21 protein-coding genes and 1 tRNA gene are annotated in these 22215 nt (G+C 61.7%); 13 read left to right on the top strand and 9 right to left on the bottom strand.

The window, feature by feature from the left end; translation table 11 throughout:
* Positions 1-2: 2 nt before the first annotated feature.
* The gene (locus OHL13_RS11655; protein WP_263410297.1) at positions 3-296 is read left to right on the top strand and encodes an FmdB family zinc ribbon protein; all 294 of its coding nucleotides are present in this window, start codon (positions 3-5) and stop codon (positions 294-296) included.
* 47 nt (positions 297-343) lie between these two features.
* Here OHL13_RS11655 and OHL13_RS11660 read toward each other — a convergent pair whose 3' ends face one another.
* The 4 genes from OHL13_RS11660 to OHL13_RS11675 are packed head-to-tail and all read right to left on the bottom strand — an operon-like array spanning position 344 to position 3931.
* Positions 344-1420 carry a DUF7544 domain-containing protein gene (locus OHL13_RS11660; RefSeq protein ID WP_263410298.1) on the bottom strand — a complete coding sequence of 359 codons (1077 nt, stop codon included), beginning with the start codon at positions 1418-1420 and terminating at the stop codon, positions 344-346.
* Positions 1421-1440: 20 nt separating this feature from the next.
* Complete coding sequence (trmFO, locus tag OHL13_RS11665) at positions 1441-2838, bottom strand: methylenetetrahydrofolate--tRNA-(uracil(54)-C(5))-methyltransferase (FADH(2)-oxidizing) TrmFO (protein ID WP_399256079.1); 1398 nt, start codon at positions 2836-2838, stop codon at positions 1441-1443.
* Positions 2775-3257, bottom strand: a complete 483-nt coding sequence (locus OHL13_RS11670; RefSeq protein ID WP_263410300.1) for a GNAT family N-acetyltransferase — start codon at positions 3255-3257, stop codon at positions 2775-2777. The genes trmFO and OHL13_RS11670 overlap by 64 nt, the downstream gene beginning before the upstream one ends.
* Before the next feature lie 17 nt (positions 3258-3274).
* Entirely contained in the window at positions 3275-3931 is a 657-nt protein-coding gene (locus OHL13_RS11675) for a hypothetical protein (protein ID WP_263410301.1), read from the bottom strand.
* 58 nt (positions 3932-3989) lie between these two features.
* Between OHL13_RS11675 and OHL13_RS11680 the strand changes: the two genes are divergently transcribed.
* The 7 genes from OHL13_RS11680 to OHL13_RS11710 all read left to right on the top strand — a co-directional run bounded on the left by OHL13_RS11680 (position 3990) and on the right by OHL13_RS11710 (position 10137).
* Complete coding sequence (locus OHL13_RS11680) at positions 3990-5273, top strand: 3-deoxy-D-manno-octulosonic acid transferase (protein ID WP_263410302.1); 1284 nt, start codon at positions 3990-3992, stop codon at positions 5271-5273.
* Positions 5270-6223: a tetraacyldisaccharide 4'-kinase gene (lpxK, locus tag OHL13_RS11685; RefSeq protein WP_263410303.1), complete on the top strand. Its 954-nt coding sequence runs from the start codon at positions 5270-5272 to the stop codon at positions 6221-6223. The genes OHL13_RS11680 and lpxK overlap by 4 nt, the downstream gene beginning before the upstream one ends.
* A 61-nt stretch (positions 6224-6284) precedes the next feature.
* The gene (locus OHL13_RS11690; protein ID WP_263410304.1) at positions 6285-7298 is read left to right on the top strand and encodes a glycosyltransferase family 9 protein; all 1014 of its coding nucleotides are present in this window, start codon (positions 6285-6287) and stop codon (positions 7296-7298) included.
* Entirely contained in the window at positions 7295-7858 is a 564-nt protein-coding gene (locus tag OHL13_RS11695; RefSeq protein WP_263410305.1) for a methyltransferase family protein, read from the top strand. Before OHL13_RS11690 ends, OHL13_RS11695 begins: the two co-directional genes overlap by 4 nt.
* Before the next feature lie 27 nt (positions 7859-7885).
* The gene (locus OHL13_RS11700; RefSeq protein WP_263410306.1) at positions 7886-8683 is read left to right on the top strand and encodes a DUF3108 domain-containing protein; all 798 of its coding nucleotides are present in this window, start codon (positions 7886-7888) and stop codon (positions 8681-8683) included.
* A gap of 114 nt (positions 8684-8797) precedes the next feature.
* A tRNA-Pro gene (locus OHL13_RS11705) sits at positions 8798-8874 on the top strand.
* Positions 8875-8961: 87 nt separating this feature from the next.
* Entirely contained in the window at positions 8962-10137 is a 1176-nt protein-coding gene (locus tag OHL13_RS11710) for a glycoside hydrolase family 27 protein (protein WP_263410307.1), read from the top strand.
* 175 nt (positions 10138-10312) lie between these two features.
* Here the strand turns inward: OHL13_RS11710 and egtD are convergent, their stop codons facing one another.
* The 3 genes from egtD to OHL13_RS11725 all read right to left on the bottom strand — a co-directional run bounded on the left by egtD (position 10313) and on the right by OHL13_RS11725 (position 13370).
* Positions 10313-11296: an L-histidine N(alpha)-methyltransferase gene (gene egtD, locus OHL13_RS11715; protein WP_263410308.1), complete on the bottom strand. Its 984-nt coding sequence runs from the start codon at positions 11294-11296 to the stop codon at positions 10313-10315.
* Positions 11293-12579 (bottom strand): ergothioneine biosynthesis protein EgtB, encoded by a 1287-nt coding sequence (gene egtB, locus OHL13_RS11720; protein ID WP_263410309.1) that lies wholly within the window; start codon positions 12577-12579, stop codon positions 11293-11295. The genes egtD and egtB overlap by 4 nt, the downstream gene beginning before the upstream one ends.
* Before the next feature lie 89 nt (positions 12580-12668).
* Entirely contained in the window at positions 12669-13370 is a 702-nt protein-coding gene (locus OHL13_RS11725; RefSeq protein ID WP_263410310.1) for a VIT1/CCC1 transporter family protein, read from the bottom strand.
* Between the two features lie 106 nt (positions 13371-13476).
* Here OHL13_RS11725 and OHL13_RS11730 point away from each other — a divergent pair, with 106 nt between their 5' ends.
* The 3 genes from OHL13_RS11730 to OHL13_RS11740 all read left to right on the top strand — a co-directional run bounded on the left by OHL13_RS11730 (position 13477) and on the right by OHL13_RS11740 (position 20023).
* On the top strand, positions 13477-14250 hold the full coding sequence (locus OHL13_RS11730; RefSeq protein WP_263410311.1) for a DUF5666 domain-containing protein: 774 nt from the start codon (positions 13477-13479) through the stop codon (positions 14248-14250).
* Positions 14251-14346: 96 nt separating this feature from the next.
* Positions 14347-17793 carry a TonB-dependent receptor gene (locus OHL13_RS11735; protein WP_263410312.1) on the top strand — a complete coding sequence of 1149 codons (3447 nt, stop codon included), beginning with the start codon at positions 14347-14349 and terminating at the stop codon, positions 17791-17793.
* A 46-nt stretch (positions 17794-17839) separates the two neighbouring features.
* Entirely contained in the window at positions 17840-20023 is a 2184-nt protein-coding gene (locus tag OHL13_RS11740; protein WP_263410313.1) for a VWA domain-containing protein, read from the top strand.
* Between the two features lie 66 nt (positions 20024-20089).
* On the opposite strand, the gene OHL13_RS11745 is transcribed toward OHL13_RS11740, so the two are convergent.
* Positions 20090-20494 (bottom strand): VOC family protein, encoded by a 405-nt coding sequence (locus tag OHL13_RS11745; protein ID WP_263410314.1) that lies wholly within the window; start codon positions 20492-20494, stop codon positions 20090-20092.
* A 128-nt stretch (positions 20495-20622) separates the two neighbouring features.
* Between OHL13_RS11745 and OHL13_RS11750 the strand changes: the two genes are divergently transcribed.
* Together OHL13_RS11750 and OHL13_RS11755 are read left to right on the top strand one after the other, a co-directional pair.
* Complete coding sequence (locus OHL13_RS11750; RefSeq protein WP_263410315.1) at positions 20623-21081, top strand: MarR family winged helix-turn-helix transcriptional regulator; 459 nt, start codon at positions 20623-20625, stop codon at positions 21079-21081.
* A 91-nt stretch (positions 21082-21172) separates the two neighbouring features.
* Positions 21173-22066 (top strand): tetratricopeptide repeat protein, encoded by an 894-nt coding sequence (locus OHL13_RS11755; RefSeq protein ID WP_263410316.1) that lies wholly within the window; start codon positions 21173-21175, stop codon positions 22064-22066.
* On the opposite strand, the gene OHL13_RS11760 is transcribed toward OHL13_RS11755, so the two are convergent.
* Positions 22063-22212 carry a DUF5522 domain-containing protein gene (locus OHL13_RS11760; RefSeq protein WP_263411651.1) on the bottom strand — a complete coding sequence of 50 codons (150 nt, stop codon included), beginning with the start codon at positions 22210-22212 and terminating at the stop codon, positions 22063-22065. The genes OHL13_RS11755 and OHL13_RS11760 overlap by 4 nt on opposite strands.
* Positions 22213-22215: the final 3 nt, after the last annotated feature.

The following is a 22215-nucleotide window of genomic DNA, read 5'->3' on the forward strand; positions in this document are numbered from 1 at the left end:
GTATGCCGCTTTACGAATACGAGTGCCAGCAATGCCACCGGCACCTGGAGAAGATTCAGAAGTTCTCTGACGAGCCGCTGACCGTGTGTCCACACTGCGGCGGCCGTCTGGAAAAGACCATCACCGCACCCGCAGTGCAGTTCAAGGGCGGCGGCTGGTACGCGGATCTTTACTCCTCGGCCAAGAAAGGCGGCGGAGCGGCAAAGAGCGAGTCATCGAGTTCCAGTTCTTCGGACTCATCCTCCTCTTCCAGCACACCGGCTCCAGCCGCAAGTACTTCCACGGACAAGAAATAAGAAAAGCCCGCCAACCCGGCGGGCTTTTTCTTGCGCGTCGATAGAGTCTACGGCTCCGGAGCAGTCGAGGGCGGGTTGAAGGGCTCCGACGGTGGCAGATTCCACCAGCTTTGCCCGCTGGGCTCCAGCACCTCTCCCAGCAGCGGATAACGACCAGCAAAGAAGTACAGGGCGTAGGCCTGAAAGAAGGTCGTCACGAACCCCGCCGAACAGATGTAGACAAACACCGTCCAGCCCAGCGTTACCAGGCCCCCGACGATGCACGCGGCCACAACCAGGATCTTTGCCCCCGCCGAGCCGTGGGCGGCAATGGTGTGCCACAGCGCCCAGCAGCCGCCCACTACCGGCACGCCAACAATAGCCATGCCGAGAATCAGCACGATGATCGCCGCAATGCCGAGCATGATGCCCAGGATGAAGCGCAGGAAGAGGTAGAGCAACATCTGACCCGGCTCATGCCGCAGCATCAGCCGCAGGCGGCGCACACCTTCGCCTAAGGGAGCATTCTCCAGCGCCATGACCGGCAGCACAAAGTCACGCAGCAGATAGAGAATGGCGAAGAAGGCCACAATCACAACGAAAAGCAACGCAATGGCCCCAAAGAGCGACAGCGCCGCACCGGCTGACATCTGCGACTGCGGCCCTTTTTTCGCCTGACGAAAGATGGCAAACAGGAAGGGAGCCATGAGTGCAGCCACTACGGCCAGCATTGCGAGAAACAACGCGACCTTAACCCCGATCCACTTCCATGTGGGTGCGCCATAGCGGTCCCACAGCGGACGGATGACTGTCTCACGCCGCGCCACCACGTCAATCAGCACAAACTGCATGCGGCTGCCCGCATAGAACAGCACAAGGAAGATAGCCAGCGCGATCAGGAAGATAAGGAAGAAGGCGGCGGCAGCGGCAGCGATCATAGCCGCAGCCGCATGCCCGGCGTTGCCGGAGTTGTTGAGAGTGCGCGCCGGAACGTTCAGGTTGAAGTTAAAGCCGTTGCCCAGCGCGGCCAGCGTGGCCACCGCTGACAGCTTGAAGTACAGCCGCCAGCTTCGATGCTCGAAAAGAACCTCTTTCGTGCGTTCCCAGGCAGGACCAACTGCTTCGGCGGCGGATAACATCTGCATGGCCCTCAGCGTACCTTACGTTAGCCAACAGGCAAAGCACTTTGCGCAAGCCATGCGCCCCACGCCTCCAGGGCGCGTTCGCACTGGAGGCGATGACGCTCCTTCTTGTCGCGGATCTTCTTCCGCAGCTCTTCTTCCAGCGGCACCAGCAGGTCAAAGGTGATGTTGGCCGGCTGGAAGTGCTTGGCCTCAGCGTGGGTGATGTAGTGCAGCAGAGAGCCATGGGCCGACTGACGTGGCGGAGCGACAGGCTCCTCGCCACGCGCCAGCAGAGCGGCAAAACGCCCGCCCAGCAGGCCGCCGGCGATGGATTCCGTATACCCCTCAACGCCGGAAAGCTGCCCGGCGATCACGATCGAAGGATGCGCCTTCAACTGCAGCGTGCCGTTCAGCACAGCGGGCGAGTTGATGTAGGTATTGCGATGGATCTGCCCATAGCGCAGAAACTTTGCGTTCTCCAGGCCCGGAATCAGCCGCAGAACCTTTGCCTGGTCGCCATACTTGATGTGGTTCTGGAAGCCGACCAGGTTGTAGCTGTCGGCGCGCAGGTTCTCCTGCCGCAGTTGCACGCAGGCGTACGGCCAGCGGCCGGTCTTGGGATTCGTCAACCCCGCAGGCTTCATAGGCCCGAAACGCAGCGTGTCGCGACCACGGCGTGCAAGCTCATCAATCGGCAGGCAGGCCTCAAAATACTGACCCTTTTCCCACTCCTTCAGCTCCACCTTTTCTGAGGTCAGCAGAGCGTCCAGGAAGGTGTCGTACTCTTCCTTCGTGAACGGGCAGTTGATGTAGTCGGCGGTGCCCTTGTCCCAGCGCGCGGCGAAGTAGACCTTCTCCATGTCGATGCTACTGGCGTCGACGATGGGCGCAATGGAGTCGTAGAAGGCAAGCTGGTCGCTGCCGGTAAGCCGCTGCAACTCCGCCGCAAGCGCGGGCGAGGTCAGTGGACCGGTGGCCAGCACGGTGATGTGGTCCCCGCTCTCGTCCAGCGAAATAACCTCCTCACGCACCACGGTGATGCGCGGGTTGGCGGCAATCGCCTCCGCCACGCGACGCGAGAACTCGACGCGATCCACCGCCAGGGCGTGGCCAGCAGGAACAGCCGTGGCGTCGGCTTCCTTTAACAGGAACGATCCGGCACGGCGCATCTCCTGCTTCAACAGCCAGGGCGCGGTGTTTTCGCTTTCACTCTTCAGCGAATTCGAGCAGACCAACTCGGCGAAGTCGCTGGTCTGGTGCGCCTCGGTCGAGCGATGCGGACGCATCTCGTAGAGCGTGACCTCGCAGCCGGCTGCGGCAGCCTGCAGTGCGGCTTCGGGGCCGGCAAGACCGCCGCCGATAACGTGAACCTTCTTCATGAGGGAAACTTCTTTGCCAGCGCAGGCAGAGCGGCACCGTCGACGCGCATAATGCGCCAGGGGTGCAGCATCTGTGCGCCAATGGATTCGTAGAACTTGATGGCGGGCTCGTTCCAGTCCAGCACATGCCACTGGAAGCGGTCTCCTCGCTCCTGCGCTATCGCCGCGACATGCGAGATCAGCGCCTTGCCGATGCCATTGCGGCGGAACGGCGGGCGGACGAACAGGTCTTCCAGGTGAATCCCCGCGTTACCGCGCCATGTGGAATAGAACGGGAAATAGAGCGCCATGCCCGCGGGCTGGCCGTCCCACTCGGCGATCAGGCACTCGTAGACGGGCCGTTCACCAAAACCGTCGCGCAGCAGGTCTTCGGCGGTAGCAATGGCGGCATCGGGCTCACGCTCGTACTCGGCCAGTTCACGAATGAAGGCGAGCATCTCGGGCACGTCGGCGGGTGTGGCGGGGCGAATCGTCAGCATAAAGCGCAGAAACCAGTTTACGGCTTCTGCGCGTGCGAGGTGCGATAACTCAGCTTCAGGGGAATCTGGAAGGCGAAGAGTTCGTGGTTTTCCGTCTCCTGCGGAGCACGCGCCATCACCTTGCGAATGTAAAGATCACTGCCGTCGATGGGATTCTTTACATCGCGGATGTCATAGATCAGATAACCGGCTACAGTCTTGTGCGGCGCCACCGTAGTCGTCTGAAAGCCAAACTCGTTGAAGTCCTGCGTAATCTTCTTGTCGACCGGATGATGCACCGTGATCGGTGGCAGCGGCGCAGGCAGCGGCACCTTGGTCCCCTTGGCGTTCTTGTAGGTGAACATACGGCGGTTCACCTCTTCCTCAATGGCTGCGGGAATCTTGTCGTTATTCTCGGTCATCATTTGCATACGTGCCTCGTCCAGCGAGAGAGTGCTGTCTGAGTTATTTGTCACGATGACGCGGATAGGCAGCAGGTCATTCGCCACGTACTTGATGCGGAAGAACGGACATTTCTCGTCGGTATCGCAGACGTCGGCGGCAACTACGACCTTCTCGGCCTCATGCGCATCCTTCGCCGGATACGAGGTAGCAGGATCGGCCGCGGGTGGCTTTTTATCAGCCGCAACGGCGGGAAGAGCACACAGAAGGGTAATCGCGAAGAGTCGGCGCACAGGCATCATCGGTTCCAAACCATTATCATCTTCGCTGTTAGACGTAAATATCCAGCGAATGATGACCCTCTACAGACTGACCTTTACCGCGGCGCTGATCCTAAGCGCGCCGTACTGGCTGGTGCGTATGCTCGTGCAGAAAAAATACGCTCTCGGCCTGCGGCAGCGGCTGGGCATTGTGCCCGCGGCACTGCTTCGGTTCGCTGCGGGGAAAAAGATCATCTGGCTGCACGCCGTCAGCGTGGGCGAAACCCTGTCCGCAACGCGGCTGGTGGCAGAGCTGGAGCAGGCCATGCCGGGATATACGGTCGCCATCTCCACCACAACGGCGGCAGGACAGGCGCTGGCACAGCAACGGTTCGGCGCAGAGCGGGTCTTCTACTTCCCGCTGGACTTTACCTTGGCCGTCCGCCGCTACCTGCAGGCGCTGCGACCCCAACTGATGGTGCTGATGGAGAGCGAGCTGTGGCCCGCGCACCTGGAAGAGTGCCGCCGCATGGGCATCCCGGTGGTCGTCGCCAACACCCGCGTCTCCGACCGCTCGTTCCGCCGGACGCTGCCGCTGCGTGCCCTGTGGAAGCGCATGGCGGCAAAGGTCACGCTTTTTGTCGCGCAAAGCGAGGAAGACGCAGGGCGCCTGCTGGCCCTGGGAGCGAAGCCGGAACAGGTAACCACCAGCGGCAATTTGAAGTACGACATCCGCGCCGCAGCTAGAATGCCCATCACGGACCTTCTGCGCCAGCATCTGCCGCAGGCACCGCTGCTGGTTGCCGGAAGCACGCTGGCCGGGGAGGAAGAGGCGTTGCTTTCCTGCTGGAAGCAGATGCCCCCCGCCGTCATGGTGCTTGCGGCGCGGCATCCTGAAAGGTTTGAGAGCGTCGCTTCCCTGCTGGGACAGAGTGACCTTCCCTGGCAACGGCTCAGCACGTGGCGGCAATCGCCACAGCCGGTCGTGCCCGGCACGGTGCTTCTGCTGGACTCCATCGGAGAGCTCGCCTCCATTTACTCCCTCGCGCGCGTGGCCTTTGTCGGCGGCAGCCTCTTCGGCGAGGGCGGTCACAGCCCTCTGGAACCGGCGCAATGGGGAGTCTCCGTCATCCAGGGAGAGTCGTATGAAAACTTCCGCGGCCCGGTCGATGCCCTGCTGGCGGCCGATGCCATCACACTTTCCTCGGTAGAGAAGCTCTGCGAGACGCTGCAGGCGCTGCTCTTCGATGCCGAACATGCATCCTCCATGGGCGAACGGGCGAGGCAGGTCTTTGTTTCCCAGGCTGGAGCAACCGCGCGCACAGTCACTGCCATTGCTCGTATGATGTCCCCTGCAGTGGAGCACCTGCCGTGAGACCCTTCCTCAAGCCGCTGGTTCCTCTTTACGCCGCCGGACTCGGCTGGAAGAACAGCCGTTTCGACCGCGGCACCACCAAGGTCTGGCGGCTGGGCAAGCCGGTCATCTCGGTCGGCAGCCTGTCTGCCGGGGGAGCAGGAAAAACCCCCGTTGTTCTGGCGCTCCTGGACCTTCTGCAGCAGCACGGCATCCCTGCCGATGTCCTCTCTCGCGGCTATGGGCGGGAGCTGAAGACCGCCCTGCAAGTGGAGGCCAACGGACCTGCCACGGAGTTCGGCGATGAGACGCTGATGATCGCCCGGCGCGGCTGGCCGGTCTTCGTCGCCCCGCAGCGCTTTGACGCCGGCGTACTGGCCGAGCAGCAGACACAAGGCAGCAGGGTCCACCTGCTGGACGACGGGATGCAGCACCGCCAGCTTGCCCGCGCCCTGGACATCGCCCTGCTTACCCGCGAGGACGCAAACGACCTTCTGCTGCCCGCCGGCAACCTGCGCGAGCCGCTGGAAAGCCTGCGCCGGGCGCACGTCGTCGTCATGCGCGAAGAGGAAGCCGCGGCGCTCTCGCTGGCCGTACACCATTACTCCCCCATGGCACGCCGCTGGATCATCCGCAGGCAGTTGCGGCTGGACGGGCCGCTGCCGGAGCGCGCCCTGGCCTTCTGCGGCATCGCACGGCCGGATGGCTTCTTCACCATGCTGAAGCAACTGGGCGTACCGCTGGTGGCGCAGCAGGTCTTTCCCGATCACCACGCATACACGGAAACCGAGATTGCGGCCCTTCGGGACCGCGCGCAACAGGCCATGTGCGACGCAATTCTCACCACGGAGAAAGACGCCGTAAAGCTGCCCGCGGATATGCCACGGCTGCGCGTGGCATATCTCGACGCCGTCTTTACCGACCCCGCTACCGTATGGGGCGACCTGCAGCAGCTCTTGAACCTGGGCTAGCAGCTTCTGCGACAATCAAGGTTTGGCTGCTCAGATTCCATCCAGTCCGCGGATTCTCGTTGTGCGCACCGGCGCCATGGGCGACATCCTGCACGGTATGCCTGCCATCACGGCGCTGCGCCACGCCCTTCCGGATGCCCATATCGGATGGGTCGTGGAGCCGCACTGGTCTCCTCTGCTGCAGGCCTCTGGAACTTCATTCCCGCGCACACCGCAGATGCCTCTGGTCGACCGCGTCCACTTTGCCGAAACCCGCAGCTGGAGCAAGAGGCCCCTTTCTTTCCGGACGCTGCAAAGCATTCTCGACCTGCGCGCCGAACTTCGCGCCGAACACTACGACATCGCGATTGACCTGCAGGGTTCCATCCGCTCGGCCATCCTCGCAAAGCTCAGCGGAGCGAAGCAGATCCTCGGACCCGCCGCGCCACGCGAAAAACAGGCGGCGTGGCTCTACCGCACGAAGGTAGCCACGCACAGCGAACATGTGATTCCGCAGGCCTGCGAGATTGCCGGCGCCCTCGGGATTCCCCTGGCACCTGCCACCGTCTCCCTGCCGCTCGATAAGGACGCTGAGATTTGGGCCGCTTCCCTTCCCTGCGAAAACAGCATCTTCCTTGCGCCTTCTGCCGGATGGGGAGCCAAGCAGTGGCCCGCCGACCGCTATGGCGAACTGGCGCGCAGGCTGGCCGCAAACGGATACTCTGTCTTAGTGAACGCCGTCCATCCACAGGACCCGCTGGCCAAGGCCGTGGTGCGTGCCAGTGATGGCATCGCAACCCCGGTGGTGGCCGGCATCGCACAACTGATCGCCCTGACCCGCCGCATGAAGCTGGTCGTGGCCGGGGATACCGGCCCGCTGCACATGGCTGCCGCGCTGCAGGTGCCAGTGGTGGCCATCTTTGGCCCTACGGACCCGGCCCGCAACGGCCCTTACAACACCACGAGCCGCGTTCTGCGCGACCCGTCCAGCGTGCGCGATCACCGCCGCCACGCCGCGCCGGAGGCTGGCCTGCTGCGCATCACGGTCGACCAGGTCTACGCTGCCGCACTTGAACTTTTGGAGACACACGCATGAGCGCCCAGCGCACCACCTGGCAGAAGATCGCCCGCCGCATCCGCGTCCCGCTGGGCTTTGTCTGCGCCGCGATTTTCCTGTATCTCGCACGCCCCAGCCTTGCCACGCTCGCAGCCAGCATCCCCGTTGTGGGCTGCGGTCTGTGGCTGCGCGGATACGCCGCCGGCTACGTGAAGAAGAACGCCGAGCTGACCCAGACCGGCCCCTACGCTCACACACGCAACCCGCTTTACCTCGGATCGATTTTGATTGCGGTAGGCTTCGCCGTCGCCGCGCGAAGCTGGCCGATGGCCGTGGTCCTGGTGGCCATGTTCCTTGCCATCTATCTGCCGACCATCCGTTCGGAAGAAGAGTTCCTGCGCGCCCACTTCGCGGACTTCGACACCTACGCCAGCCGCGTGCCTCGCCTGCTGCCCCGGCTGACCCCGGCTAAGACCACCGCCAGCAAGGGCAGCTTCTCACCCGAGCTTTACCGCAAGCATCGTGAGTACAATGCCCTTATGGGTGCGTCGGCGATCTACGCGGCCCTGATAGCGCGGCTGCTGTTCTGGCCTCGCTGATTTTTTCCTGAGAGAATGGGCTGCAGTTTGCTTCTGACCAGACGATTCATCGCCATCGCCGCCCTTGCGCTCTCCGTCACCGGCAGCACCCAGCAGCCGCAGGCAGTGCCCCCGGCCGCGCCTTCCATGGCTGCTCCGCAACCTGGATTCAGCTTCGCCGCCAGCCCCCAGACCCTGACCTATAGCGTTGATTGGAGAGTCTTTACAGCCGGCCAGGCGGTCTTCCGCCTGGAGAATGTCAACGGCCAGATCAGGATCAACGCAACCGCCGACACCCTGGGCGCGGTCAACATGCTCTACCCCGTCGCCGACAAGTACCAGTCCACTTTCGACGCGCGCACCGGCTGCTCCTCAAACTATTCCAAGCAGATCCAGGAAGGCCGCCGCAAGGTCAACACCGACCTGACCTTCAACTATCCGGCTGGTAAGCAGATGCTGTTCGAACGCAACCTGATCAAGGGCAACACCAAGCAGCAGGAGACCCCGATCCCAGCCTGCGTTACCGACTCGCTCTCGGCTATCTTCTACGTCGCCTCGCAGCCCATTGCTGTTGGCCAGAGCACCACGCTGCTGCTGGCCGACTCCGCCCGCGTAGTTCCCGTAACCATGAAGGCCGAGGCCAGGGAAGAGATCAAGACCCCCGCCGGAACCTTCCAGACCATCCGCATGCAGCCCACCGCCGATGCCGGTATTGTGAAAAATCGCGGCAATATCTGGGTCTGGTATACGGACGATGCGCGGCATATCCCTGTTCAGATTCGCGCGCACCTGCCGCTGGTCTTCGGAACCATCACCTTCCGCCTGCAGTCCGCGGAGACAAAGTAGCTTTCCTGCCAGCGGTATCCCCGGAACCGGTCATCCTCTGGTATGCTTAAAAAGTTGGTTTTCGCGTGTGTTCCAGGCCCTCGCTTATGAAAACTGACACCCTTCACAGAAAATCGGGGAGTGGCTCAGCCTGGTAGAGCACCTGCTTCGGGAGCAGGGGGTCGGAGGTTCGAATCCTCTCTCCCCGACCATTCACTTAGACAAGTTTTTATCCACTCCACCTGCGAAAACAGGTCAGACTGGCGCGTTTTAACCTCCTTCCGCTAGGATGGCGTGCGATGAAAATTCTGCGCCTACTTCCCTTCTTTCTCGCGTTGCCGCTTGCCGCACAGCAGCAGCGTGTCGCGCTGACCCCGCCCATGGGCTGGAACAGCTGGAACCACTTTGCCACCCGCGTGACCGAGGCCGATGTGCGCGGCGCCGCCGACGCCATTGCCGCCAGTGGAATGAAAGATGCCGGCTACGTGTACGTAAACATTGATGACGCCTGGGAGGGTAAGCGCGATGCCCAGGGCGTGATCCACTCCAATGAAAAATTCCCGGATATGAAGGCGCTGGGCGACTATATCCACTCCAAGGGGCTGAAGTTCGGCATCTACTCCTCCCCCGGACCGCAGACCTGCGCCCGCTATGAGGGCAGCTACCAGCACGAAGAACAGGACGCGAAGACCTGGGCTGAGTGGGGTGTGGACTATGTGAAGTACGACCTGTGCAGCTTCCGACCCATCATGAACGCCGCCGCGGCCAAAGACCCTGAACACGCCGAGGAGATCAAGTTCAAGCTGATGAAGGAAGCCTACGACAAGATGAGCAAGGCGCTGAAGGCCACCGGACGGCCCATCGTGCTCTCACTGTGCCAATACGGCTGGAACGACGTATGGACGTGGGGTCCGGAGGTAGGAGGCAACCTGTGGCGTACCACCGATGACATTCGCGATAGCTATCTGTCGATGTCGCAGATCGGCTTCTCGCAGGCAGGCCTGTCCAAGTACGCCGGTCCCGGCCACTGGAACGACCCCGACATGCTGGAGATTGGCAACGGCCTGATGACCGCCGAGGAGTATCGCACGCACATGAGCCTGTGGTGCCTTCTGGCCGCTCCCCTGCTGGCCGGCAACGACCTGAGCAAGATGACCGATGAGACTAAGTCAATCCTTCTGAACAAGGAAGCCATTGCTCTCGATCAGGACCCGCTGGGCAAGCAGGGCGACCGTGTCTGGGCCAAGGGTGCGTTGGAGGTCTGGGCCAAGCCGCTGAGCAATGGCAAGGTCGCCGTGGGCCTGTTTAATCGCAGCCTTGAGGCCGCTCCGGTCAGCTTCAAGCTCTCCGATGTCGGCGCTAAGTCCGGAGCAAAAGCACGCGACCTGTGGGCGCATAAGGACCTGGGTGCCCTGAAGGACAGCTACACCTCCACCATTCCGGCGCACGGCGTCGTTCTGCTGAAGCTGGAGTAACGAAATGCTCATTGCCCCACTCTTCGCGCTGTTCGCGAAGGGTGGGGTTTCTTATTTACTCAGGAAGAGTTGTCATCCCGACCGGAGGGAGACGGAGGCTTCAGCCCGGGCCTAAAGGCCCAACTTTTGTTGGCGGATTCTGCGGACTGAAGGCCACTGCTCCCTGCGAGAAACCTTACAAACGCGCCAGTGTGACGGCGAACCAGTCGCGGCGGTCGCGCCACTGCTGCTCGGCATGGAAGCCCGCATCGGCCAGCAACGATCCCAGGCTCTCCTCCGTGAACTTGTAGCTGTTCTCCGTGTGAATGGTCTCGCCTGCCTCAAACTCCACCGTGCCCAGCGACGGGAAGGCCACCGTCTGCCGGCGCAGCGCCTGCAGGTGCATCTCGATGCGGCTTTCACGGGGGTTCCAGGTGGCGATATGGCGGAAACTGCTGGCATCGAAGTTTGCACCCAGGTCACGGTTCAGGCGGTGCAGAACATTCAGGTTGAACTGCGCCGTCACACCCGCTGCATCGTTATAGGCGGCAATCAGCGTCTTCTCATCCTTCACCATGTCGGTGCCCAGCAGAAGGGCATCCCCGGGCTGAAGAATGGATGCGAGATTGCGTAGAATCGCACGCGCTTCTTCCGGGGAGAAGTTCCCGATCGAAGAACCGATGTAGAGCGCGAGCAAACGACCCTCGACCTGCGGCCGCTGCAGCGGGTCGAGCACATAGTTCCGCACCATCGGCACGACATGCACACCCGGCAGGTCGCGTTCCAGCAAGGCACACGCCTCGTCCAGCGCCGAGGCAGACACATCCACCGGGATGTAGCGCACGCTTCCCTGCTGCTCCACGGCCTGCTCAAGCAGGATGCCGGTCTTGGTCGCGGTGCCTGCGCCAAGCTCCAGAACGGCAAGCTGCTCCCTTCCGGCGGCAGCGGCAATCATCGCCGCGCCGTGCTGCCCAAACAGAGCGCGCTCGGTGCGCGTGGGGTAATACTCCGGCAGCTCCGTGATGCGTTCAAACAGGGCCGAGCCGGCTTCGTCATAAAACAGCCATGGCGAGAGCGACTTCTGCCCTTCCACGAATAATCCGTTGCGGACCTCGCATGCGATCGCGTCCTGCAGTTCGGGGGTGATACAGACAGGAAGAACGGAAGCAGCAGCACTCATTCAGATGCTCCATCGGCCAGGCGAATGCCCGAGAACTGCCAGCGCGTGGCCGGCTGGAAGAAGTTGCGGTAACTGGCGCGCAGGTGGCTGGCCGGAGTCACGCAGGACCCGCCGCGCAGCACCATCTGTGAGCTCATGAATTTGCCGTTGTACTCACCCAGTGCACCGGGCAGCGGCTTGTAACCGGGATAGCCCGTGTAGGCGCTGGCGGTCCACTCCCACACATCGCCGAAGACCTGTTGCAACCCCGGACCGGCGGCTGCGGAAGTGGGATGCAGAACTCCGTGCTCCAATAGGTTGCCGCCAATAGCGAGCGAGCTGGCGGCATGCTCCCACTCAAACTCTGTGGCCAGCCGCTTTCCTGCCCAGCGGGCAAAGGCATCGGCTTCAAACAGGCTGACGTGGCAGACCGGCGTCTCCGACAGGGTTTCCAGGGGCTGCCAGCCACGCAGGGTGAAGATCTGCCAGCGGCCCGCCTCGTCCTTGCGCCAGTACAGCGGAGCCTGCCAGTGCTCGCGCTCCACCGTGTCCCAGCCCTCGCTCAGCCATAGCTCCGGACGCAGATAGCCTCCGTCTTCCATGAAAGTGAGGTACTCGGCGCAGGTGGTCAGGCGCGAGGCCAGCTGATACGGCTCCAGAAAGACGCGATGGCGGGGTGTTTCGTTATCGAAACAGAACTCGCTTTCGTCATCGCCAATCTCCACCAGGCCGCCTTCAAAGCTCACCCAGTTGATGGGTGGCGCGGGCATCTCGGCGGCAGGCAATCTACCCTCTGCAAAGGCCGGGTGCAGCGGGTTGGTGAAGAAAGCGTGCTTGATGTCGGTGGCGATCAGTTCCAGGTGCTGCTGTTCGTGGTGCAGACCTAGCTGGATACGGTCCAGGGCATCCTCAGGAGCTCCTGCTTCCAGAAAGCGGTCCATTGCCTGATTCACATGCTGGCGGAAGGCGAGGATTTCGCTCAGACCCGGACGCGAAAAGGAGGCACGCAGCTTCTTCTCGGGCATCTCGCCCAGAGCCTTGTAGTAGCTGTTGAACAGCCATACGAATCGCTCATCGAAGGGCCGGTAGCCCGCAACAAACTCTCGCAGGACAAAGGTCTCAAAAAACCAGCTGGTATGCGCCAGGTGCCATTTGGTGGGACTGGCCTCCTCGCAGGACTGCACCATCATGTCTTCTGCCGTCAGGTGACGACAAAGCTCCTCCGTCGCGCTTCGCACCTCGCGAAAGCGCACACGCATAAGGCCAGCATTTGCTTGCTCCCCTGCGGCATGTCCAATCGGCATCGTATTCCTCGCTGGTAATGGGTTCAGATGCGGCAGGCGGCGAGCTTGTTGCTCTTTTTCAAACAGACCTAATTTTGCCCTGAAATTTGTTACACGGAGCTGAACAACTTTGCCAGGCCATAAGCCGCACCCGCGGCCAGTCCGCCCACCAGTACCGTCTGCGCGGCGCTGCGCAACCAGGGGGTCCCCAGAAGCCTGCCCTTCACTCCGCCGAAGACGGCCAGCGCCAGCAGCGTAATGCCTACGGAAACTCTGAGAGCCTCCGCCGCATCCGGCAGCAGAATGTAGGGCAGCAGGGGCACCATGCCTCCGGCAATATAGGAGCCCGCAATCGTCGCAGCGCTCACAATGGCTCTCTTCGGGTCAGGCTTCTCCAACCCAAGCTCGAAGCGCATCATGAAGTCGACCCACGCCTTCGGATTGCGCTTCAGGGCAGCGAGTACCGGCTCACTCTCCTGCCGGGTAACGCCATACTGCTCAAAGATCTCGTAAATCTCCTCTTCTTCATCATGCGTGCGGGTCACAATCTCGTCCTCTTCACGGCGCCGCTCGCTGGCGTAGTGTTCGGAGTCGCCACGCGCGGCCAGGTAACCGCCCAGGCCCATGGCCAGCGATCCGGCGGCTATCTCCGCCAGTCCCGCCAGAACAACGACATGCGTATTCGCCACCGCGCCGCTCAGACCGGCGGCCAGGGCAAAGGGGACGGTCAGACCATCGGAGAGACCGATGACGACATCGCGGACCGTGTCGCCGGACTGGAAGTGCTGCTCATCGTGCACAGCAGAGTTCATCGGTAGGAGTGTATCGCGGGGACAAAAAATTACTCTCGCCAATCGAGTCTTTCGGCGCAAAAAACCGTCTCTGTGTGTAGACATTCCCACAAGAGGTATGACCAACATGGCACGTCTGGCAGCCCGGTTTCTATCGCTCATTGGCCTTTCCGTTCTCTCGGTTAGCACTTTGCCCGCGCAGATGATGGGGCAAATGGGCGGTCCCGGTGGCGGCCAGGCCGTGCGTGGCACCGTAACTGCCACCGCTGCTGACAGCATCTCCATCAAGGGCGATGACGGCGCCAGCTACAAGGTCGTGGTCACCAATAACACCCGCATCCTGCAGCAGCGCGAACCGGTCAAAGCGGCCGACATTAAGGCAGGCGAGTATATCGTCGCCATGGGGCAGACCGATGAGGCGACCAAGGAAGTCCACGCTGGCATGGTGATGGTGATGACCGCCGAGCAGGCGGCACAGGCCAAGGCGCGCGCCGCAGAGATGCAGGCCAGCCTCGGAAAGACCTGGATCACCGGCAAGATCACCGCGATGGACGAGGCCAGGCTGACCATCGAACGCCCGGACAAGGTCTCCCAGGTCATCGAATTGGACGAGAATACCTCCATGCATCGCGGCGGACGTGGCGCCATGATGGCCATGGGAATGGGCGGCCAGGGCGGCGGCATGGGCATGCGCCGCAACCAGGACAACCAGCAGCAGGGGCCTCCGCCTGAAGGTGAAGCCATTACCCTGGCCGACATCAAGGTAGGCGACAACATCACCGCGCAGGGAGCTCTGAAGGGCAATACCTTCGTCCCCAAGACACTGAATGTTCTGCCCCAGGGAGGGCGTCGCGGTCCCCGGCCCGGTGGCGACAACCAACAGGCCCCTCCGCAGCAGTAAACCCGGCTTTGGAACCATGATGACTTCCGGCTGCTAACCGCAGGCCAACCCGGCATTTCTAATCGCCGCATTCACGTTTTTCTGGAGATCGATATCGTGCAAACGGCATGCATCGCCATGGTGTCGCTGGTGCTTCTGACCTCAGCCACAGCGCAGGAGGCCACACCCGCCGCGCCCGCTCCATCCGCCGCGGCCGTCGCCGAGGTGCAGGGTGGCACGGTCCGCGGCTCGGTAAAGACCGGCAGCACACCGCTGCCCGGCGTCGCCATTACCGCCACCAATACGCTGACCGGCAAGAAGTACACCACCAGCACCGACATTACGGGCGCTTTCCAGATGGCGATTCCGCGCAACGGTCGCTACGTCATCAAGGCAGAGCTTGCTGCCTTCGCCGCAGACACCAAGGAAGTGCTGTTCAACGCTACCTCTCCGCGCGAAGCGACCGCGGAGTTCGGGCTGCAACTGGCCAGCCGTGTTGCAGCCGCCGAACAGCAGCAGACCGCCACCGCAGCACGCGTTCAGAACGGCCTGCAGTCGCTGGCCGTGGCGGGCATGGGCGATGCCAATACGGCTGATGCCTCAACCGGCACAGCCAACACAGGCGTCTCTATGCCTACGATCTCCGGCTTTGGCGACAGCTCCGCCACTGAGTCGGTTGCCGTGACCGGGCAGATGGGCCAGACAAACGGACTGGCGAACTTCAACGAAGACGAGATCCGTAACCGCATTGAAGACGCCATGGCGCAGGCGCGCACACAGGGCGGCGGGCAGGGAGATCAGATCAATGCCGTGGTCAGCATGATTGGTGGCATGATGGCCGGCGGCGGTCCAGGCGGTGGTGGTGGCTTCGGTGGGCCCGGTGGCGGAGGCCCCGGCGGAGGCGGTGGCATGATGATCGCCGGGGGCGGTGGACGCGGCGGCTTCCGTAATATGAATCCCACCCAGCTGCACGGTTCCCTGTATTACCGCGGCGGAAACGGTGCTCTGGATGCCACCAGCTTCTCGCTGACCGGCAATGCGGTCAAACCCTCCTATTCCAATAACGCGTTTGGCCTTTCGCTTACCGGGTCGCCTTATATTCCGGGCTTGTTCAAACCAAGCACCAAGCAGTTCTTCTTCCTGAACGCCCAGGGCACACGGAACACGACACCGCAGAACCTGTACGGCACGGTTCCGACGATGGCCCAGCGGACAGGCGACTTCTCTGGCTATATGCCCAGCGGAGCGACGGCCGTCGTACCGATCTATGACCCGCAGACCGGATCGCAGTTCACCTGCAATGGACAGGCGAATGTCATCTGCGGCAACCGCATTACCTCGCAGGCAGCGGCGCTGCTGAATTACTACCCGGCGCCGAACCTGGCCACCACCAACTCCCGCGGCTTCAACTATCAGACTATCGCCACCTCGGAACAGAACCAGTGGACCCTGAACACGCGCTTCGTGCGGAACTTCGGCCAGGCCAGCGGTCCCTTTGGCGGACGCTTCGGCGGAGCGGGCGGACGGCAACAGGCCGGCACCGCAGCCAGCCGCCGGCAACAGCAGCAGGCGCTGCGGCAGAACATCAATGTCGGCTTCAACTACTCGAACTCCGACTCGACGACGCCCAACATCTTCTCTGCTTTGAATACCTCCGGCACCTCTACCGGCTATGGTCTGACGCTTGGCTACACCATCGGCAAGGGCAGGCTGAACAACAACGCCACGCTGACCTGGAACCGCAGCCATGCCTTTACCGCGAACCTGTACACCAACCAGTCAAACCCCGCGCTGGCGGCGGGCATTCAGGTGGGGACCTCTGCCATCCAGTCCAACCCGCTGTACTACGGCCTGCCCTCGCTCTCCATCACCAACTTCACCGGCTTCAGCAGCACCTCGCCCTCAGACAAAGTCAACCAGACCTTCTCCTTCTCTGACTTTGTGGGCTGGAACCACGGCAAGCACAACTTCCGTTTCGGCTTCGATATCCGCCGCGTTCATGCCGACTCCATCGGCGGCAACAATACTGTTGGTTCGTTCACCTTCAGCGGCTATGCGACCCAGGCTCCCGGAACCACCACCGGCGGCGCGGGCTTTGCCGACCTGCTGCTGGGGCTGCCGCAGCAGTCGAAGATCCAGGCCGGCCTCTACAAGAACTACCTCCGCGAGTGGGTCTACGACGGCTACGTACAGGATGACTATCGCCTGGCCAGCGGCCTGACGCTGAACTACGGCATCCGCTATGAGTACTTCGCGCCCTACGTGGAGAAGAACAACCACCTGGTGAACCTGGACCATAATGCTGACTTCAGTCAGGTCTCCGTGGTTCTGCCCGGAGCCTCAGGCCCCTACACCGGCAACTTTCCACGTTCTCTGGTCAATCCCTATCGCGGCATGTTCGCTCCGCGTTTCGGCCTGGCATGGCGTCCCAAGTTCGTGAAGCAGACCGTCGTCCGCGCGGGCTACGGCATGAACTACAACACGACCCAGTACGGCAGCTTCGCCAACTCGCTGTCGAACCAGCAACCCTTCGCCATTACGCAGACCAACGTAGCCAACCAGCAGGGTTGCGGCGTGCTGCAACTGGCCAACGCCTTCAACTGCTCCACCGCCGTTGTGCAGAACAACTTCGCCGTGAACCGCGATTACAGGCTGGCGCGCGTCAACATCTGGAACCTGGACATCCAGCACACCTTCGGCATGGGCATTGTGCTGAACGTGGGCTACAACGGCACCACCGCGGGCGACCTGGATATGCGCCGCGCTCCTAACCGCACGGCCACCGGGCTGACCACCAGCGGAGCGCAGGCTTTCACCTACGAAGACTCCTCCGGCTATTCCCGCTTCAACGCCCTCACCGTAAATGCGCGCAAGCGCATGCAGAAGGGCATCAGCCTGGGTGCGACCTACCAGTACGGTCACTCGATCGACAACGCCAGCTCCATCGGAGGCGGCTCCGCTACCATCGCGCAGAACGATCAGCGGCTTGACCTGGAAGAAGGCAACTCCAGCTTCGACGTTCGCCACAAGGTCACCGGCAACTATGTCTTTGAGTTCCCCTTCGGTCCTAATCGCGCCTTCCTGGCCAACGGCGGTGTGTGGTCGCACATTCTGAATAACTGGAACGTCTCCGGCAACTTTACCTTTGCCACCGGAACGTACTACACGCCGCAGTACTCCGGCACCACCGCGCAGACTTCCACCGGCGGCAACTACACGCTGCGCCCGGACCGTGACTTCTCGCAGTCCACTGCCGGACCCGGCACGCTGTCAAAGTGGTTCAACACCGAAGCGTTCTTCCGCGAGTCGAACCCGACGCACTTTGGCAACTCCTCGCGCAACTCCATCCGCGGCCCGGGCACCGTCAGCAATGACATGGCGCTGGCACGCAACTTCAGCTTTGGCGAAACGCGCGGACTCGAGACACGCTTCTCGGCAACCAACGTCTTCAATACCCTGCAGTACTCGGGCATCAACACCACGGTCAACTCACCCACCTTTGGCCAGGTCACAGGCGCGGCAAACATGCGGCGCATCACCTTCATGGCACGATACCGGTTCTAGTTAGATCGCGTGATAGCTGGATGATGGGAAAGGCATAGAGACGGGTATGACACTGAAGGCACAATCTGGCTTTACAAAGCGGGTAATCGCGCTCGCCCTGACGGCATGCTTCACCACGGCCACAATCGCGCAGGCGCCCTCCAACCAGAACCAGGTCTTCACGATCTCCGTCCGGTCAGAGATCGTGCTGACAAACGTCGTCGCACGGGACAAGAAGGGCAACGTCGTCAAAGACCTGAAGGCCAGCGACTTCGCCGTTCTTGAAAACGGCAAGCCGCAGAAGGTCTCCACCTTCGATTTCCAGAACGTTGACCTTGCGGCAGCACTGAAGGAGCAGTCCACTGTCTCCGGAGCCGCGCCCAGTATTGCCAAGATGCTGGAGCGCTCCATCGGAGAAGACAAGCAGTCTCTGCGCGATCATCGCCTGATCGTGCTCTTCTTCGACCTCTCGTCGATGCAGCAGTCTGACATTGATCGCGGTGTCGATTCGGCCAAGGACTACATCAATAAAAAGATGGCTCCCGCTGACCTGGTCTCGGTCGTTTCGCTTTCCACCTCGCTGCAACTGGTGCATGACTTCACCTCGGATAAGCAGTCTCTGCTGAACGCCGTGGGCAGCTTCAACGGTACCGAGGGCAACGGCTTTGCCAACGGAGGCAACGGTGACAGCGAAGGCACGGCCGATGACGCCTCCAGCTTCGTTGCCGATGACTCCGAATACAACGACCTGAACACCGACCGCTCGCTCTACGCCATCCTGCAGATCAGCAAGTCGCTTGAAAAGGTCGATCAGCGCAAGTCGCTGCTCTACTTCTCCGGCGGACTGACGCGCAACGGCATTGAGAACCAGGCCTCGCTGCGCGCCGCCACCAACGCCGCCACCAAGGCCAACATGAGCATCTACTCGGTGGACACGCGCGGCCTGCAGGCTCTGCCGCCCGTGGGCGATGCCTCCACCGGATCAACGCGCGGCACTTCGGCCTACAACGGAGCAGCGATGCAGTCGCGCCTTGATGCCAACTTCAGTTCGCAGGAGACACTGGCCTCGCTCTCGTCCGACACCGGCGGCAAAGCCTTCTTTGACTCCAACGACTTCGGCCCGGCTTTCCAGCAGATTCAACACGACACCGAGGCGTATTACATTCTTGGCTTCCGCTCCACTGATCAACGCCGCGACGGCAGCTTCCGCAAGCTGCAGGTGAAGATCAACCGCCCGGACATCAAGCTGGAGTATCGCCCCGGCTACTACGCCCCGGCAGACTTCCAGCACCAGAAGACCGAAGACCGCGAGATGGTGCTCAACGACCAGCTGCGCTCGGATGCTCCAGCGGTCGATGTCGCACTATACCTGCAGTCCTTCTACTTCCGCGAGAGTGATAACCGCTTCTTCGTTCCGGTCTCACTCATCGTGCCCGGATCGCAGATTCCTTTTACCCAGGTAAAGGACCAGTCCAAAGCAAGCATCGACATCATTGGCAATGTGAAGAACGCGCAGCAGATCGTGGTCGGCTCCGCACGCGAGACCGTCAAGCTGCAACTGGACGCCAATCAGCAGGTGCAGCGCAAGAACATCCAGTACTCCACCGGCTTCAGCCTTGCCCCTGGACGCTATCACCTGAAGTTTGTGGTGCGCGAAAACCAGAGCGGCAACATGGGTTCCTTCGAGACCGACATCAACGTGCCCGACCTGAAAAAGGTTCCGCTGAAGGTCTCCTCGGTCCTGCTCGCCAACCAGCGCACGCCGAACAACGACCGCCGGAACCAGAGCCTGCTTGTTCGCGATGGCCAGCAGTATGTGCCGAACATCCCACATGTCTTCCGCCAGGACCAGCATCTCTACTTCCTGTACGAGGTCTATGACCCGGCCAAGCCGGCCGGCAGCCAGCCGGCAACTGCTCCCGCACCCTCTCCCGGCATGAAGCGCCGGCCCGATCCCGCGGCCCATGTGCTCACTTCCATTGAGTTTCTGAACGCCGCCGGAAGCAAGGTCTTTGAGACGCCGCTGGTGGAAGCCAACGCCGTCAATATTCCTGACCGCAACGCCGTCGGCTTCCAGTTCGATGTGCCTCTCAGCCAGCTTGCCCCGGGCAGCTACATCTGCCAGATCAATGTGATTGACGACGCGGGCGGAACCTTCACCTTCCCCCGCACGGCCATGATGATCACCGCTCCACCCGCCGCGGCTCCGGCTGCAGCGCCGGCAACATCTACGGCAAAGCCAGGGCAATAACCAGCTTGTTATTCCGGAGGGAAACGGGGCCTAAAGGCCATCGTGGATGCTCCCTCCGTTTGCTCCTTACTGCATCGGCTTTTCGCGAATCACCATCCACAGCACCTTGAAGCGGTCGCGCACCATGCCGAAGTCATGTGCGTAAAAGGTCTCGCTGGCCGGCATCAGGATCTCGCCGCCGTCGGTCAGTGCCTTCCACACCTGGTCGAACTGTTCCTTGGTGTCGACCGCATAGCTCAGGTACGAGCTGCGCACCGGCTCATAGTTCGGCACATCGCTGCCCATGATCTGCGTGCCCGCAATCGCCAGGTTCGCATACATCACACCCTTCGGGTCGACAGGAATGTTGACTGGCTCCGGCGACTGGTCAAAGGTCATCTTGAAGAGAATCTTCGCGCCAAGGTGCTTCTCATAGTAGGCAAACGCCTCACCACAGTTACCGCCAAAGTTCAGATACGCATTCAGCTTCATCGTCGTTATGCTCCATGGCAGCAGGCGGCTGCCTTCGGTTTGTCTTCATACTCGTCGTGCCGCTTCGGAAAACTCATGGTCGAGCTCCTTCTTGACTGCGATATGTTGATATCAACATAATAGAGACAGTGTCAACCTCCACATCTGCTCCGGTTCCCTTCCAAACGACGATTCACGTCCGCGACACCTGCCTGTGCCTGCACGTCCAGCGCGCCGCCCGCGCCCTGGCTCGACGGTTCGATATCGCACTCAAGCCCGCCGGGCTGACCAATGGCCAGTTCTCCCTGCTGATGTCGCTGAACCGGCCCAAACCCGCTTCAATGGCCTCCGTCGCCGAGCTTCTGGCCATGGATCGCACCACGTTGACGGCCGCGCTGAAGCCCCTGGAGCGGCGCGGCCTGGTCAGCTCTGCGACCAACCCCAGCGACCGCCGGTCGCGCCTGCTGACGCTGACCGCCGAAGGCCATGCCGCACTGCAGAAGGCATTGCCGATCTGGACCCGGCACCATGAGGAAATAGAAAAAAAGCTTGCGTCTCCCAAAGCTCTGCGCGCCGCGTTGGCCGTGCTTTCTGATCCGGGAGAGTAGCGGGAAGGCGCCGGTAAAGATTTTCATTTCCGTGATTGACGCGCCCATCTTCACGCGCAATAATCGCAGCCACACCGAAGGAGGTGCGCCCATGCGCGTACACTCTGTTTCCCTACTTTTGACGCTGTGCCTCGCCACCCCCTGCGTGGCCACCGCCCAGTTAACCACCGGTCGTGTCGCCACCGACGTGCGGCAGCATGAGACCGATGAATGGCGCCAGATTTCCATGCATCTGCCGGACCCGAAGTCCTCCACCAACGAGAAGCTGGAGCTTTCCGCCGACATCCTGCGCGCTCGCCGCTATCCCCTGGATGCCATGGACTACTACCGCTACTCTCTGCAGCGTGGCGGCGACCGGGCGCGGCTGTTGAACAAGATCGGCCTGGTGCAACTGGAGATCAATGACAACCGCGGAGCCCGCCAGAGCTTCGTACTGGCCACCAAAATCAACAAGAAGTACGCCGAGGCATGGAACAACCTGGGCACAGTGGACTATCTGGACCAGAGCTTCGGAAGCTCGATCGGTGAATACAAAAAGGCCATCAAGCTCGACAAGAAGTCGGCCGTCTTTCATGCCAACCTTGCCGCCTCTTACTTCAGCCGCAAAGACATGGAGTCGGCACAAAAGGAGTTTCAGATTGCTCTGAAGCTCGATCCCCACATGTACGAACATCGCGGATCGGGCGGCGTGGCGACGCATGTTATCTCCGCCGCTGACCGCGCGCGTTTCTGCTTTGAGCTGGCGCGCGTCTATGCGCGCAACGGCGATAAGCCGACCATGTACCGCTACCTGGCCAAGGCAGCCGAAAACGGTCTGGATGTAAGCACCGCCGTACAGACCGATGAGGTCTTCCGGAAGTATCTGCAGGAACCGCAACTGGCTCTTCTGGTGCGCGATACACGCGCTTTCCTGGCCGCGATTGCCACTCCTGAACCAGTTTCGACCGCTGATGCGGCGACTCCGCCACCTCTGCCGGCCAACTAATCTTTATACGGGCAGTGCCTGCAGCCGTTGTTACAACAGTAGCCACGGCGCAGCAGGTACTGTGCCGTAAAGACCATCAGGCCATCCTCAAAGTAGGTATCGCCTGACTGAAGATTTTCTGCCGGAAGTGGCTCTTTTTCATCCATCAC

The sequence above is a fragment of the Terriglobus tenax genome (assembly GCF_025685395.1).
Classification (GTDB): domain Bacteria; phylum Acidobacteriota; class Terriglobia; order Terriglobales; family Acidobacteriaceae; genus Terriglobus; species Terriglobus tenax.

Excerpts from the sequence above, each read along its gene's own strand:
- OHL13_RS11760 (WP_263411651.1), bottom strand. The coding sequence starts at position 22,212 with ATGGATGAAAAAGAGCCACTTCCGGCAGAAAATCTTCAGTCAGGCGAT.
- OHL13_RS11725 (WP_263410310.1), bottom strand. The coding sequence starts at position 13,370 with ATGAACTCTGCTGTGCACGATGAGCAGCACTTCCAGTCCGGCGACACG.
- OHL13_RS11730 (WP_263410311.1), top strand. The coding sequence starts at position 13,477 with ATGGCACGTCTGGCAGCCCGGTTTCTATCGCTCATTGGCCTTTCCGTT.
- OHL13_RS11695 (WP_263410305.1), top strand. The coding sequence starts at position 7,295 with ATGAGCGCCCAGCGCACCACCTGGCAGAAGATCGCCCGCCGCATCCGC.
- OHL13_RS11745 (WP_263410314.1), bottom strand. The coding sequence starts at position 20,494 with ATGAAGCTGAATGCGTATCTGAACTTTGGCGGTAACTGTGGTGAGGCG.
- OHL13_RS11740 (WP_263410313.1), top strand. The coding sequence starts at position 17,840 with ATGACACTGAAGGCACAATCTGGCTTTACAAAGCGGGTAATCGCGCTC.
- OHL13_RS11710 (WP_263410307.1), top strand. The coding sequence starts at position 8,962 with ATGAAAATTCTGCGCCTACTTCCCTTCTTTCTCGCGTTGCCGCTTGCC.
- OHL13_RS11660 (WP_263410298.1), bottom strand. The coding sequence starts at position 1,420 with ATGCAGATGTTATCCGCCGCCGAAGCAGTTGGTCCTGCCTGGGAACGC.
- egtB (WP_263410309.1), bottom strand. The coding sequence starts at position 12,579 with ATGCCGATTGGACATGCCGCAGGGGAGCAAGCAAATGCTGGCCTTATG.
- OHL13_RS11655 (WP_263410297.1), top strand. The coding sequence starts at position 3 with ATGCCGCTTTACGAATACGAGTGCCAGCAATGCCACCGGCACCTGGAG.
- OHL13_RS11680 (WP_263410302.1), top strand. The coding sequence starts at position 3,990 with ATGATGACCCTCTACAGACTGACCTTTACCGCGGCGCTGATCCTAAGC.
- egtD (WP_263410308.1), bottom strand. The coding sequence starts at position 11,296 with ATGAGTGCTGCTGCTTCCGTTCTTCCTGTCTGTATCACCCCCGAACTG.
- OHL13_RS11755 (WP_263410316.1), top strand. The coding sequence starts at position 21,173 with ATGCGCGTACACTCTGTTTCCCTACTTTTGACGCTGTGCCTCGCCACC.
- OHL13_RS11670 (WP_263410300.1), bottom strand. The coding sequence starts at position 3,257 with ATGCTGACGATTCGCCCCGCCACACCCGCCGACGTGCCCGAGATGCTC.